This window comes from Pseudomonas syringae pv. coryli str. NCPPB 4273 (assembly GCF_000972175.1).
GTDB classification, from domain to species: domain Bacteria; phylum Pseudomonadota; class Gammaproteobacteria; order Pseudomonadales; family Pseudomonadaceae; genus Aquipseudomonas; species Aquipseudomonas syringae.
This window is the reverse complement of sequence record NZ_AWQP01000019.1, coordinates 15916-29580: the sequence shown is the minus strand read 5'-3', so window position 1 is coordinate 29580 and position 13665 is coordinate 15916. Positions and strand designations below refer to the sequence as shown.

At 61.7% G+C, this 13665-nt stretch carries 14 protein-coding genes; 13 read left to right on the top strand and 1 reads right to left on the bottom strand.

Features of this window, described 5'->3' with window-relative positions; translation table 11 throughout:
• Positions 1–39 precede the first annotated feature (39 nt).
• The 8 genes from P406_RS09300 to P406_RS09265 all read left to right on the top strand — a co-directional run bounded on the left by P406_RS09300 (position 40) and on the right by P406_RS09265 (position 6387).
• Positions 40–726, top strand: a complete 687-nt coding sequence (locus tag P406_RS09300; protein WP_029571657.1) for a YggS family pyridoxal phosphate-dependent enzyme — start codon at positions 40–42, stop codon at positions 724–726.
• Positions 727–747: 21 nt separating this feature from the next.
• Positions 748–1566: a pyrroline-5-carboxylate reductase gene (gene proC / locus P406_RS09295; protein ID WP_004409360.1), complete on the top strand. Its 819-nt coding sequence runs from the start codon at positions 748–750 to the stop codon at positions 1564–1566.
• Positions 1567–1591: 25 nt separating this feature from the next.
• Positions 1592–2182 carry a YggT family protein gene (locus P406_RS09290; protein ID WP_003345162.1) on the top strand — a complete coding sequence of 197 codons (591 nt, stop codon included), beginning with the start codon at positions 1592–1594 and terminating at the stop codon, positions 2180–2182.
• A 266-nt stretch (positions 2183–2448) separates the two neighbouring features.
• Positions 2449–3588 carry a homoserine O-succinyltransferase MetX gene (metX, locus tag P406_RS09285; RefSeq protein WP_003316725.1) on the top strand — a complete coding sequence of 380 codons (1140 nt, stop codon included), beginning with the start codon at positions 2449–2451 and terminating at the stop codon, positions 3586–3588.
• A gap of 7 nt (positions 3589–3595) precedes the next feature.
• Positions 3596–4216 carry a methionine biosynthesis protein MetW gene (gene metW, locus P406_RS09280; RefSeq protein WP_003316724.1) on the top strand — a complete coding sequence of 207 codons (621 nt, stop codon included), beginning with the start codon at positions 3596–3598 and terminating at the stop codon, positions 4214–4216.
• 33 nt (positions 4217–4249) lie between these two features.
• The gene (gene rdgB / locus P406_RS09275) at positions 4250–4843 is read left to right on the top strand and encodes an RdgB/HAM1 family non-canonical purine NTP pyrophosphatase (protein ID WP_003422453.1); all 594 of its coding nucleotides are present in this window, start codon (positions 4250–4252) and stop codon (positions 4841–4843) included.
• Complete coding sequence (gene hemW / locus P406_RS09270; RefSeq protein WP_046236029.1) at positions 4840–6054, top strand: radical SAM family heme chaperone HemW; 1215 nt, start codon at positions 4840–4842, stop codon at positions 6052–6054. Before rdgB ends, hemW begins: the two co-directional genes overlap by 4 nt.
• 9 nt (positions 6055–6063) lie before the next feature.
• Positions 6064–6387 carry a DUF3392 domain-containing protein gene (locus tag P406_RS09265; RefSeq protein ID WP_003345154.1) on the top strand — a complete coding sequence of 108 codons (324 nt, stop codon included), beginning with the start codon at positions 6064–6066 and terminating at the stop codon, positions 6385–6387.
• Positions 6388–6455: 68 nt separating this feature from the next.
• Here P406_RS09265 and ilvD read toward each other — a convergent pair whose 3' ends face one another.
• A complete protein-coding gene (gene ilvD, locus P406_RS09260; RefSeq protein ID WP_046236028.1) occupies positions 6456–8303 on the bottom strand; it encodes a dihydroxy-acid dehydratase in 1848 nt (615 codons plus the stop codon).
• Positions 8304–8640: 337 nt separating this feature from the next.
• Between ilvD and alaC the strand changes: the two genes are divergently transcribed.
• From alaC to otnC, 5 genes are all read left to right on the top strand, one after another.
• Positions 8641–9849, top strand: a complete 1209-nt coding sequence (gene alaC / locus P406_RS09255; protein WP_003392250.1) for an alanine transaminase — start codon at positions 8641–8643, stop codon at positions 9847–9849.
• Between the two features lie 173 nt (positions 9850–10022).
• Positions 10023–10478 (top strand): YkgJ family cysteine cluster protein, encoded by a 456-nt coding sequence (locus P406_RS09250; RefSeq protein ID WP_002551717.1) that lies wholly within the window; start codon positions 10023–10025, stop codon positions 10476–10478.
• A gap of 225 nt (positions 10479–10703) precedes the next feature.
• Positions 10704–11609 (top strand): L-threonate dehydrogenase, encoded by a 906-nt coding sequence (gene ltnD / locus P406_RS09245; protein WP_046236027.1) that lies wholly within the window; start codon positions 10704–10706, stop codon positions 11607–11609.
• A 10-nt stretch (positions 11610–11619) separates the two neighbouring features.
• On the top strand, positions 11620–12909 hold the full coding sequence (otnK, locus tag P406_RS09240) for a 3-oxo-tetronate kinase (protein WP_046236026.1): 1290 nt from the start codon (positions 11620–11622) through the stop codon (positions 12907–12909).
• Complete coding sequence (gene otnC, locus P406_RS09235) at positions 12909–13547, top strand: 3-oxo-tetronate 4-phosphate decarboxylase (RefSeq protein WP_003392253.1); 639 nt, start codon at positions 12909–12911, stop codon at positions 13545–13547. The genes otnK and otnC overlap by 1 nt, the downstream gene beginning before the upstream one ends.
• The last annotated feature ends 118 nt before the right edge of the window (positions 13548–13665 follow it).

The window sequence follows — 13665 nt, the reverse complement described above, 5'->3', positions numbered from 1 at the left end:
ATAGAATGCCGCAGACTTTAGCCCTGCTGGCGCAAATCAATGTCTACGATAGCAGCGAACATTTCAACGCTCGAACAGCGAATTCGCGACGCAGCGCTTGCCGCTGAGCGCGATCCGACGTCCGTCGGCCTGCTGGCGGTGAGCAAAACCAAGCCCGCCAGTGACCTGCGTGAAGCTTACACCGCAGGTTTGCGCGATTTTGGCGAAAATTATCTACAGGAAGCACTGGGTAAACAGCTCGAACTGAGCGACCTGCCCTTGTGCTGGCACTTCATTGGCCCCATTCAATCGAACAAGACGCGAGCTATCGCCGAGAACTTCGACTGGGTACATTCCGTGGACCGCCTGAAAATCGCTCAACGCCTGTCCGAGCAACGCCCCGAAGCGCTTGAACCGCTGAACATCTGCATTCAGGTGAACGTCAGTGGCGAAGCCAGCAAGTCGGGCTGCACGCCTCAGGACCTGCCTGCGCTGGCCGCTGCCATCATCGCCCTGCCGCGACTCAGATTGCGCGGCCTGATGGCCATACCCGAGCCCACAGACGATCCTGCGGCGCAGGACGCATCCTTCGCCGCAGTGCGCGTGCTGCAGGAGCAGTTGAACCTGTCGCTCGACACACTTTCCATGGGCATGAGCCACGACCTGGAAGCCGCCATTGCACAAGGCGCGACCTGGGTGCGCATCGGCACGGCTCTTTTTGGCGCCCGCGACTATGGTCAGCCATAACCTCTTCATAAGGACCCCTTCATGAGCAAGACCCGTATTGCCTTCGTCGGTGCCGGAAACATGGCCGCCAGCCTGATCGGCGGCCTGCGCGCCCAGGGCGTGGAGGCGGCACTGATCAGTGCCAGTGCGCCGGGTGCCGAAACCCGCGAGCGCATCGCCAACGATCACGGTATCAAGGTGTTCGCCGACAACGCCGAGGCGATCCAAGGCGCCGACGTGGTGGTACTGGCGGTCAAGCCGCAGATGATGAAAAACGTCTGTCAGGCCTTGAAGTCCAGTCTCGAACCTCACCAGCTTATTGTTTCGGTCGCGGCCGGCATCACCTGCGCCAGCCTGACGCAATGGCTGGGCGAGCAGCCGGTGGTGCGCTGCATGCCCAATACCCCCTCGCTGCTGCGTCAGGGTGCCAGCGGGCTGTACGCGACCGACAACGTCACGCCAGAGCAGCGTGAGCAGGCCGAGGCGTTGTTGGCCGCGGTCGGCATCGCGGTCTGGGTCGAGCAGGAAAAACACATGGACGCCGTTACGGCAGTGTCCGGCAGCGGTCCGGCGTATTTCTTTCTGATGATGGAAGCGATGACCGCGGCAGGCGTGAAACTGGGTCTGCCGGAGGACATCGCTAAAAAGCTGACCCTGCAAACAGCGCTGGGCTCGGCCTTGATCGCGACGGGCAGTGATGCAGGCGCGGGCGAGCTGCGTCGTCGTGTCACTTCGCCGGGCGGGACCACCGAGGCGGCTATCAAGGCATTTCAGGCGGGCGGCTTCGAGGCACTGGTGGAAACGGCACTGACTGCCGCAGACCATCGTGCAGCCGAGCTGGCTGAACAACTGGGCAAATAATTTTCGGGTTTTCTGGAGCAGATCGATGATCGGATTGAACACCGCTGCAATTTACGTCCTGCAGACGCTTGGCAGTCTTTACCTGTTGATCGTGCTGTTGCGCTTTGTCCTGCAACTGGTACGGGCCAACTTCTACAACCCGCTGTGCCAGTTCATCGTGCGCGCCACCCAACCGCTGCTCAAGCCGCTGCGGCGCATCATCCCCAGCCTGTTCGGGCTGGACATGTCGTCGCTGGTGCTGGCGATCATCGTGCAGATGATCCTGATGGCCCTGACCCTGCTGCTGATGTTCGGCACCACGGGCGACCCGCTGCACCTGCTGCTGTGGTCGATCATCAGCGTCACCGCGCTGTTCCTGAAGATCTTCTTCTTTGCCCTGATCATCAGCGTGATTCTGTCGTGGGTCGCACCGGGCAGCCATAACCCTGGCGCGGAACTGGTCAACCAGATCTGCGAACCGGCACTGGCACCGTTCCGCAAGATCGTCCCGAACCTTGGCGGCCTGGACATCTCGCCGATCCTCGCATTCCTGGTGCTCAAGCTGCTGGACATGCTGGTCATCAACAACCTCGCCGCCATGAGCGGCATGCCGGATGTGCTGAGGCTGTTGATGTAAGCACTCTTGTTCCCACGCTCCAATGCTCGACGTTACACACAAGTCCGCTTTTGATTCTGGCCGTAGGCCGTAGGAGCGAACTTGTTCGCGAAGGGGTAGGTACATCCAAAGAGGATATATCGACCCAAGCAACGCCTTCGCGAACAAGTTCGCTCCTACAACAGCCTTAACTATCGTGCCGTTGATTTACGCCTCACAACATCCCTTATTGCCGCTGCACCCCGCGGTCTTTAGACTTACGCCTCATTCACGCGAGAGCAGGGTCGATGCCCACGGTATTCCCCCACGATTCTGTCGGACTGGTCACACCGCAAACGGCGCATTTCAGCGAGCCTCTGGCGCTGGCCTGCGGTCGTTCGTTGCCAGCCTATGACCTGATTTACGAAACCTACGGTCAACTCAACGCCGCACGCAGCAATGCCGTGCTGATCTGTCATGCGCTGTCCGGGCATCACCATGCCGCAGGCTTCCACAGCGCCGATGACCGCAAACCCGGTTGGTGGGACAGCTGTATCGGTCCCGGCAAGCCTATCGACACCCAAAAATTCTTCGTCGTCAGCCTGAACAATCTGGGCGGTTGCAACGGTTCGACCGGGCCGAGCAGCATTGATCCGGACACCGGCAAGCCGTTCGGCGCCAACTTCCCGGTGGTGACCGTGGAAGACTGGGTCAACAGCCAGGCCCGGCTGGCCGACCTGCTCGGTATTGACACCTGGGCTGCGGTGATTGGCGGCAGCCTGGGCGGCATGCAGGCGCTGCAGTGGACCATCAGCTATCCGCACCGCGTGCGCCATTGCCTGGCAATCGCCTCGGCGCCCAAGCTGTCGGCGCAGAACATCGCGTTCAACGAGGTGGCCCGCCAGGCCATTCTCACCGACCCGGAATTTCACGGTGGCTCGTTCCAGGAGCGCGGTGTGATTCCCAAGCGCGGTCTGATGCTGGCGCGGATGGTCGGGCACATCACCTACCTGTCGGATGACTCGATGGGCGAGAAATTCGGCCGTGGCCTGAAGAGCGAAAAACTCAACTACGACTTCCACAGTGTCGAGTTCCAGGTCGAAAGCTATCTGCGCTATCAGGGTGAAGAGTTTTCCGGGCGTTTCGACGCCAATACCTACCTGTTGATGACCAAGGCGCTGGATTACTTCGACCCTGCGGCGAACTTCAATGACGACCTGGCCAAGACATTCGCCAACGCCACCGCCAAATTCTGCGTGATGTCGTTCACCACCGACTGGCGCTTCTCGCCGGCCCGCTCGCGGGAACTGGTGGACGCGCTGATGGCCGCGCGCAAGGACGTCTGCTACCTGGAAATCGACGCACCGCAGGGCCACGACGCTTTTCTGATCCCGATTCCGCGCTACTTGCAGGCTTTCGGCAATTACATGAACCGAATTTCGTTGTGAGGACGCCATGAGAGCCGATCTGGAAATCATTCAGGAATGGATTCCCGCGGGCAGCCGCGTGCTCGACCTGGGCTGCGGTGACGGCGAATTGCTGACCTGGCTGCGTGACCACAAGCAGGTCACCGGCTACGGACTGGAAAACGACGCGGCCAACATTGCCGAGTGCGTCGCCAAGGGCATCAACGTCATCGAGCAGGACCTCGACAAGGGGCTGGGCAACTTCGCCAGCAACAGCTTCGACGTCGTGGTCATGACCCAGGCCCTGCAAGCGGTGCATTACCCTGACCGAATCCTCGACGAGATGCTGCGCGTGGGTCGCCAGTGCATCATCACCTTCCCGAATTTCGGCCACTGGCGCTGCCGCTGGTACCTGGCTAGCAAAGGCCGCATGCCGGTATCCGAATTCCTGCCGTATACCTGGTACAACACGCCGAACATTCACTTCTGCACCTTCGGCGACTTCGAAGAGCTGTGCCGCGAGCGCGACGCGCAGGTGCTCGACAGGCTGGCGGTCGATCAGCAGCACCGTCATGGCTGGGCCAGCAAGCTCTGGCCCAATCTGCTCGGCGAGATCGGTATCTACCGCGTCACCAGCCCCGGGTTGACGGACCACAGGATTGCCGTTTAATCGACCGTTTTCATGCATCACGACAGGCCAACCATGAACCTCACACAACTCGTACTGGCCAGCCACAATGGCGGCAAGCTCAAGGAACTCCAGGCCATGCTCGGCGGCAGCGTAACGCTGCGCTCGGTCAGCGAATTCAGCCTGATTGAGCCGGAAGAAACCGGCCTGTCATTCGTCGAGAATGCAATCCTCAAGGCACGCAACGCCGCGCGCCTGTCCGGCCTGCCTGCGCTGGCCGACGACTCGGGGCTGGCAGTGGACTTTCTCGGCGGTGCGCCGGGTATCTATTCCGCCCGCTACGCCGACGGCCAGGGCGATGCTGCCAACAACGCCAAGCTGCTGGAGGCGCTGAAAGACGTGCCGGACGACCAGCGTGGTGCGCAGTTCGTCTGCGTGTTGGCGCTGGTACGCCACGCCGACGACCCATTGCCGATCCTCTGTGAAGGGCTGTGGCACGGGCGCATTCTGCATGCCGCCAGCGGTGAACACGGCTTCGGCTATGACCCGCTGTTCTGGGTGCCGGAGCGCAACTGCTCGAGCGCCGAACTGGGCCCGACCGAGAAAAACCAGCTCAGCCACCGCGCCCGCGCGATGGTCCTGTTGCGGCAACGCCTGGGTCTGCAATGACCCACGATTCGCCTGCGCAGCCGCTGTTTCTCGGCGAGAGCGGCTTCTCGTCAGAGAGCCCGCGCCCTGCACTGCCGCACCTGCCGCCGCTGGCGCTGTACATCCATATTCCGTGGTGCGTGCGCAAATGCCCGTACTGCGACTTCAACTCGCACACCGCCAGCCCGGTGCTGCCGGAACAGGAATACGTCGACGCCCTGCTCGCCGACCTTGACCTTGACCTGCCGCACGTCTATGGCCGCGAGCTGCAATCGATCTTCTTTGGTGGCGGTACGCCAAGCCTGTTCAGCGCCGATGCGCTGGGGCGCCTGCTAAAAGGCGTCGAACAGCGCATCCGCTTTGCCAGCGACATCGAGATCACCCTGGAAGCCAACCCCGGCACCTTCGAACAGGCCAAGTTCAGCGCCTATCGCGGCTTGGGCATCAATCGACTGTCGATCGGCATCCAGAGCTTCGAAGAGTCCAAACTCAAGGCGCTGGGCCGCATTCACAACGGCGACGAAGCGATTCGTGCCGCCGACATGGCGCGCCAGGCCGGTTTCGACAACTTCAATCTGGACCTGATGCACGGCCTGCCGGATCAATCCCAGGACGAAGCGCTGGCGGATCTGCGCCAGGCCATTGCCCTCGCACCGACCCACCTGTCCTGGTATCAACTGACCCTGGAGCCCAACACGGTATTCTGGAATCAGCCACCGGTGCTGCCCGAAGACGACATTCTCTGGGACATTCAGGAAACCGGACAGCAGTTGCTGGCCACTCATGGCTACGCGCAATACGAAGTGTCAGCTTATGCACAGCCCGGGAAACCGGCGCGGCATAACCTCAACTATTGGGCGTTCGGTGATTTCATCGGCATCGGCGCAGGCGCACACGGCAAGCTGAGCCACCCGGACGGGCGCATCATGCGCACCTGGAAAACCCGGCTGCCCAAGGATTACCTGAACCCGGACAAGCCGTTTCAGGCCGGTTCCAAGCTGTTGCCGCTGGACGAATTGCCGTTCGAATTCCTGATGAACGCACTGCGACTGACAAATGGTGTGGACGCTGCGTTATTTCGCGAAAGAACCGGTCTAAGCCTCGATTCGCTGGCCGAGGCGCGTCGACAGGCTGAAAAAAAGGGGTTGCTGCACCAGGACCCGACACGCCTGATCGCCACGCCACAAGGCCAGCTGTTCCTCAACGACCTGCTGCAATACTTTCTGATCTAAGGACCCTGCATGGATTTCGTACTCGATTTGCTCGCCACCGTCTCGCGCTGGAGCCGCAGCAATCTCTCGGAAATCGCGCTCGCGCTGGTGGGCTGCCTGCTGGTGCTGTTCGGCTCGGACATCAAAGGCTGGCTGGAACAGCGAATCAGCGGCATGACCGGCGCCCTGCGCATCCCGCTCATCGCCCTGCTGTGCGCAGTCGGCAGTGGCGCAGCGCTGATCTACGCCACGCCGTGGGTGGTACGCGGCCTCAGCCAGTTCAACAACTACAGCCTGGCACCGGTGCTGCTGGTGGTGCTGGTGCTGATCGGGGTGATTGCCGACCGCAAGTGAGTGCAGCTTTTCAAACACAGCAAAAAGCCCGGCATCTCTGCCGGGCTTTTTAGTGTTGCCGATGCGGATCAAGGCACCAGCTTGTCCAGCAACGCCTTGTCACGCACCGCGCCCTTGTCGGCGCTGGTCGCCAGCAGGGCGTAGGCCTTGAGGGCGGTGGTCACTTTGCGTGGACGCGACTCGACAGGCTTCCAGCCTTTCTTGTCCTGTTCGGCGCGACGCTCGGCCATTTCGGCATCGTCAATCAGCAGGTTGATCGAGCGGTTAGGGATGTCGATCAGCACCTTGTCACCGTCGCGCACCAGACCGATCGCTCCGCCTGCCGCAGCTTCCGGTGAGGCGTGACCAATGGACAGGCCGGACGTACCGCCCGAGAAGCGGCCGTCAGTCAGCAGCGCGCAATCCTTGCCCAGCCCCTTGGACTTCAAGTAGGACGTCGGGTAGAGCATTTCCTGCATGCCCGGACCGCCTTTCGGGCCTTCGTAGCGGATGATGACAATGTCGCCCGCTTTGACTTCGTCAGCGAGAATCCCGCGCACCGCGCTGTCCTGGCTTTCGAAGATCTTCGCGTTGCCTTCGAAGACGTGGATCGACTCGTCGACACCAGCGGTTTTCACCACGCAGCCGTCCAGTGCGATGTTGCCGTACAGCACGGCCAGGCCACCTTCTTGTGAATAGGCGTGCTCGACACTGCGGATGCAGCCGTTTTCACGGTCGTCATCCAGGCTTTCCCAGCGGGTCGACTGGCTGAACGCGGTCTGCGTCGGGATGCCCGCCGGGCCTGCCTTGAAGAAGGTGTGCACGGCATCGTCGTCCGTCTGGGTGATGTCCCATTTGGCGATGCCTTCGGCCAGGGTCTTGCTGTGTACGGTCGGCAGGTCGGTGTGCAGCAGACCGCCACGGGCCAGCTCGCCGAGGATGCTGAAGATCCCGCCCGCGCGGTGCACGTCTTCCATGTGGTACTTCTGGATGTTCGGCGCGACCTTGCACAGCTGCGGCACCTTGCGCGACAGATGATCAATGTGGCGCAGGTCGAAGTCGATCTCGGCTTCCTGAGCCGCCGCTAGCAAGTGCAGGATGGTGTTGGTCGAACCGCCCATGGCGATGTCCAGCGTCATGGCGTTCTCGAACGCCTTGAAGTTGGCGATGTTGCGCGGCAACACCGAGTCATCGTTTTCCTTGTAGTACTGACGGCACAGGTCAACGATGGTGCGGCCGGCCTGCAGGAACAGTTGCTCGCGGTCGCTGTGGGTGGCGAGTGCGGAACCGTTGCCTGGCAGGGCCAGGCCCAGTGCTTCGGTCAGGCAGTTCATCGAGTTGGCGGTGAACATGCCGGAACACGACCCGCAGGTCGGACAGGCGCTGCGCTCGTACTCGGCGACTTTTTCGTCACTGGCGGTAGAATCGGCGGCGATGACCATCGCATCGACCAGATCCAGGCCGTGGCTGGCCAGTTTGGTCTTGCCCGCTTCCATCGGACCACCGGAGACGAAGATCACCGGAATGTTCAGGCGCAACGACGCCATCAGCATGCCCGGGGTGATCTTGTCGCAGTTGGAAATGCACACGATGGCATCGGCACAATGCGCGTTGACCATGTATTCGACCGAGTCGGCAATGATCTCGCGGCTCGGCAGCGAATAGAGCATGCCGTCGTGGCCCATGGCGATGCCGTCGTCGACCGCAATGGTGTTGAATTCCTTGGCCACGCCACCGGCGCGTTCGACTTCACGCGCGACCAGCTGGCCCATGTCCTTTAGGTGGACGTGGCCTGGCACGAACTGGGTGAAGGAGTTGGCGATGGCGATGATCGGTTTCTTGAAGTCTTCGTCCTTCATGCCCGTGGCGCGCCACAGGGCACGGGCGCCGGCCATGTTGCGGCCGTGGGTAGAGGTTTTCGAGCGGTAATCAGGCATTGGAGCACTCCGGCAAAAATAAGGCTGATCAGGAAGGGAGTGAGCTTCTATTGACGTCGCGGACGAGCGGCAGTGACCGCAGGCAGCGAAGAAACCGAACACCACGGGATCACCGTGTACTCGGCCTGAGCTCATAAACCCGCCGGGGATGACTGGCGATGAATAGCGCCGATTCTACACCGCCGGGTGGTTTGGTGGGGTCCGAATATCGGTCTTGGCACGGCGTTGCAAATCCCGATGGACAAAAGGCTATCAGCCCATCTATCTTCCTCGGCAGGCCGCCTCATGTGGCCACGTCGCTCGGACGGTTCCGGGCGCTTACGTACGCGAGATACTCATGGCAGACCAAGGTTCGCCGCGCCGCTTTGCGCGCATCGATCGACTCCCCCCTTACGTGTTCAACATCACCGCCGAGCTGAAAATGGCTGCTCGTCGTCGCGGTGAGGACATTATCGACCTGAGCATGGGCAACCCCGACGGGGCCACACCGCCGCACATTGTCGAAAAACTGATCACCGTCGCCCAGCGCGAAGACACCCACGGCTACTCCACCTCGCGCGGCATTCCGCGCCTGCGTCGGGCGATTTCCAACTGGTACAAGAAGCGCTACGAGATCGACATCGACCCTGAAAGCGAAGCGATCGTGACCATTGGTTCCAAGGAAGGCCTGGCCCACCTGATGCTCGCCACGCTGGATCAGGGCGACACGGTGCTGGTGCCCAACCCCAGTTACCCGATCCACATCTACGGTGCCGTGATTGCCGGCGCCCAGGTGCGATCGGTACCGCTGGTGCCGGGCGTGGACTTCTTCGACGAACTGGAAAAAGCCATTCGCGGCTCGATTCCCAAGCCGAAGATGATGATTCTGGGCTTCCCGTCCAACCCGACTGCGCAATGTGTGGAGCTGGATTTCTTCGAGCGCGTGGTGGCCCTGGCCAAACAGTACGACGTGCTGGTGGTGCATGACCTGGCGTACGCCGACATCGTCTACGATGGCTGGAAAGCCCCGTCGATCATGCAGGTGCCGGGTGCCAAGGACATTGCCGTCGAGTTCTTCACCCTGTCCAAGAGCTACAACATGGCAGGCTGGCGGATTGGCTTCATGGTCGGCAACCCCGAACTGGTGAATGCGCTGGCGCGGATCAAGAGTTACCACGACTACGGTACCTTCACGCCACTGCAGGTGGCGGCGATTGCCGCGCTGGAAGGCGACCAGCAATGCGTGCTCGACATTGCCGAGCAGTATCGCCAGCGCCGCAATGTGCTGGTCAAGGGCTTGCACGAGCTGGGCTGGATGGTCGAGAACCCCAAGGCTTCGATGTACGTCTGGGCGAAGATCCCCCAGGCTTACGCGCACCTGGGTTCGCTGGAGTTCGCCAAGAAGCTGCTGGCCGAAGCCAAGGTCTGTGTCTCGCCGGGCATCGGTTTCGGCGAGTACGGCGACGATCACGTGCGCTTCGCCCTGATCGAGAATCAGGACCGCATCCGCCAGGCCGTTCGTGGCATCCGCAGCATGTTCAGGGCCGACGACAAGCTCAAGTCCTGAGTCCCCTCTGAGACACCGCGCCTGCTGACCGACTGCGCTCGGCAGGCGCGGACTCTGCAGCCGACTGCCTGCCCACACCTGACCGACAGTCGCCTCGGCAATTTTTGATTTCTGCAAATCGCTGCGGACCGGTATGATCGCGCGCCCCGATACACCCGGAAGCCTGACCTGAAATGAAACCCACCTTGATCGCCGCCGCAGAACTCGATCGCATCGACACCTGGGCCAAATACTCCAGCCACATGTGCGGGGGCTGCGTGTCCAGTTGCTGCACGTTGCCGGTCGAAGTGAAGATCAAGGACCTGATCCGCATCGGCATCGTCGATGAGTTCGAACGCGGCGACCCGGCGAAGAACATCGCCAAGCGTCTTCAGAAAGAAGGCATCGTCGAGCGCTACAACCAGAAGTCCGAGATCTTCACCTTGCAGCGCATGAGCAACAACGACTGCCTGTACCTGGACCGCAAGAGCCGCCTGTGCACCATCTATGACAAGCGCCCGGACACCTGCCGCAACCACCCGAAAGTCGGGCCGCGCCCTGGTTATTGCGCGTACAAGCCCAAAGAAGTCGTGCGTCAGGAAAGCGGCTCGCTGAGAAACGCCACCAGCGCGCCAGTGCCGAAATTCTGATTCGTCAAAGGCGGCGCAGCACGCCGAACATGGTCATTGTCAATCAAGCCCCGCACAGGGGCTTTTTTGTGCGCGATGGAAAAAGCCTATCGATGTTAAATTTTGTGAAAAATAAAAATACTTCACATTATTTACTCATTGATTCACTATCCGATTCACAGATCAGAACAATAACGTCCGAATGTCGGCTTCACAGGCATCGGCACTGACTTCGAGGATTACTGCATGACTGGCAAAAACGTTGGCGTTATCGGCCTGGGTGCGATGGGTCTGGGCATTGCCCGCTCGTTGCTGCGTAGCGGCTTCACCGTGCATGCCTGTGATGTGCGCACCAGTGTGACCGAAGCATTCGCTCAGGAAGGCGGGGTTGCCTGTGATTCTCCGGCCAGCATGGCCGCTACCTGCGATGTGATCATCACAGTCGTGGTCAACGCCGAACAGACCGAAACCGTGCTGTTTGGCGAAAACGGCGCCATTGCCGCGCTGCGTCCGGGCTGCCTGGTCATCGGTTGCGCCACCGTCGCGCCCACTTTCGCCGTCGAACTGGGCGAGCGTCTGGCCGCACAGAACCTGCTGTACCTCGATGCGCCGATCTCCGGCGGTGCCGCCAAGGCTGTCGCTGGCCAGATGACCATGATGACCTCCGGCCCGACCGAGTCCTACGCCAAGGCAGAAGCCATCCTCAACGGCATGGCCGGCAAGGTCTATCGCTTGGGCGACGTCCACGGTCTGGGTTCGAAAGTCAAAATCATCAATCAGTTGCTCGCTGGCGTACACATCGCAGCCAGTGCCGAAGCCATGGCTCTGGGCCTGCGCGAAGGTGTCGACGCTGACGCGCTGTATGAAGTGATCACCAACAGTGCCGGTAACTCGTGGATGTTCGAGAACCGCGTGCCGCACATCCTCAATGCCGATTACACGCCGCTGTCGGCCGTGGACATCTTCGTCAAGGACCTCGGTCTGGTGCTGGATACCGCACGCAGCAGCAAATTCCCGCTGCCACTCTCGGCCACCGCGCACCAGATGTTCATGCAGGCATCCAGCGCCGGCTTCGGTCGTGAAGATGACTCGGCCGTGATCAAGATCTTCCCGGGCATCGAGTTGCCGAAAGCCAAGCCAGAAAAAGCCTGAGGAGCGACTGATGAGCCTGAATAACGCTCGCCCGCTGCTGGGCTGCATTGCCGATGACTTCACCGGCGCCACCGACCTGGCCAACATGCTGGTGCGGGGCGGCATGCGCACCGTACAGAGCATTGGCATCCCCAGCGCCGAGATGGCTGCCGGTCTGGACGCCGACGCGATTGTCATCGCCCTGAAATCGCGTACCACGCCCAGCGCCGACGCGGTGGCTGAATCCCTGGCGGCTCTGGAATGGCTGCGCGAACGCGGCTGCGAGCAGATCTTCTTCAAATACTGCTCGACCTTCGATTCCACTGCCGCGGGCAACATCGGCCAGGTCAGCGAAGCACTGCTGGAGCAACTGGGCAGCGATTTCACCCTCGCCTGCCCGGCCTTCCCGGAAAACGGTCGCACGATCTTCCGTGGTCACCTGTTCGTGCAGGACCAGCTGCTCAGCGAATCGGGCATGCAGAACCACCCGCTGACGCCGATGACCGACGCCAATCTGGTGCGTGTGCTGCAAGCGCAGACCCGCCACAAGGTCGGCCTGTTGCGCTACGACAGCATTGCCCAGGGCGTCGAAGGCGTGCGTAACAGAATTGCCGAGCTGCGCGCCGAAGGTGTGAGCATGGCGATCGCCGATGCCCTGTCGGATGCGGATTTGTACACCCTTGGAGAAGCCTGCGCCGACTTGCCGCTGCTGACCGGTGGCTCGGGTCTGGCGCTGGGCCTGCCGGGCAACTTCCGCAAGGCGGGCAAGCTGCGCGACATCGATGCCGCCAAACAGATCGCCATCAGTGGCGGCGAAGTGGTACTGGCGGGTAGCGCATCGGTCGCCACCAATGGTCAGGTTGCGGCCTGGCTGGAAGCCGATCGCCCTGCGCTGCGCATCAATCCGCTGGACCTGGCCGCTGGCAAGCCGGTGGTCGAGCAGGCGCTGGCCTTCGCCAAAGATGCCGGGCAGACCGTATTGATCTACGCCACCAGCACCCCGGACGAAGTCAAAGCCGTGCAGAAAGAACTGGGCGTTGAACGCTCCGGGGCCATGGTCGAAGCCGCACTTGGTGAAATCGCCAAAGGGCTGCTGGACGCAGGCGTACGCCGTTTCGTGGTTGCCGGTGGCGAAACCTCCGGTGCCGTGGTTCAGGCACTGGGCGTGCAGTTGCTGCAGATCGGCGCACAGATCGACCCGGGCGTTCCGGCCACGGTGAGCAGCGGCGCACAACCGCTGGCCCTGGCCCTCAAATCCGGCAACTTCGGTGCGCGCGACTTCTTCGCCAAGGCGCTCAAGCAACTGGCGGGGGCTGCCTGATGATCGATGAAAACGCACTGCGTCAGGAAATCTGCGACGTCGGCCGCTTGCTGTATGGCCGTGGCTATACGGTGGGCAGCGCCGGCAACATCAGCGCACGACTCGACGACGGCTGGCTGATTACCCCCACCGACGCCTGCCTGGGCCGCATGGACCCGGCCGATATCGCCAAGGTCAATCTGGCCGGCGAATGGGTGTCCGGCAGCAAGCCGTCCAAGACCCTGGCCCTGCACCGCGAAGTCTACGACCGCAACCCGCAGGTCGGCGGCGTGGTGCACACGCACTCGACGCATCTGGTCGCCCTGACCCTGGCCGGAGTGTGGCAGGAAGACGACATTCTGCCGCCACTGACGCCGTATCAGGTCATGAAGGTCGGGCATATCCCCTTGATCCCTTACGAACGTCCGGGCTCGCCGAAAGTCGCCGAGCGCGTGGCGGAACTGGCCAACAGCGTGCGCGGCGTGATGCTCGAGCGCCTCGGTCCGGTGGTCTGGGAAAGCTCGGTAGCCAAGGCCTGCTATGCCCTGGAGGAGCTGGAAGAGACTGCCCGTCTGTGGCTGATGAGCAACCCCAAACCTGCACCGCTGGACCCGGCGGCGCTTGAAGAGCTGCGTCAGGTGTTCGGCGCCAGGTGGTAACGAACACACGGTGATCGGGGAGCGCATTGCGCCTCCCGGTCGAACAACAATAACAACAGGAATCGAGAGCATGACTCACCCCTACCCCGCTGTTTCGTTGTCAGTCTTTACCGCCATT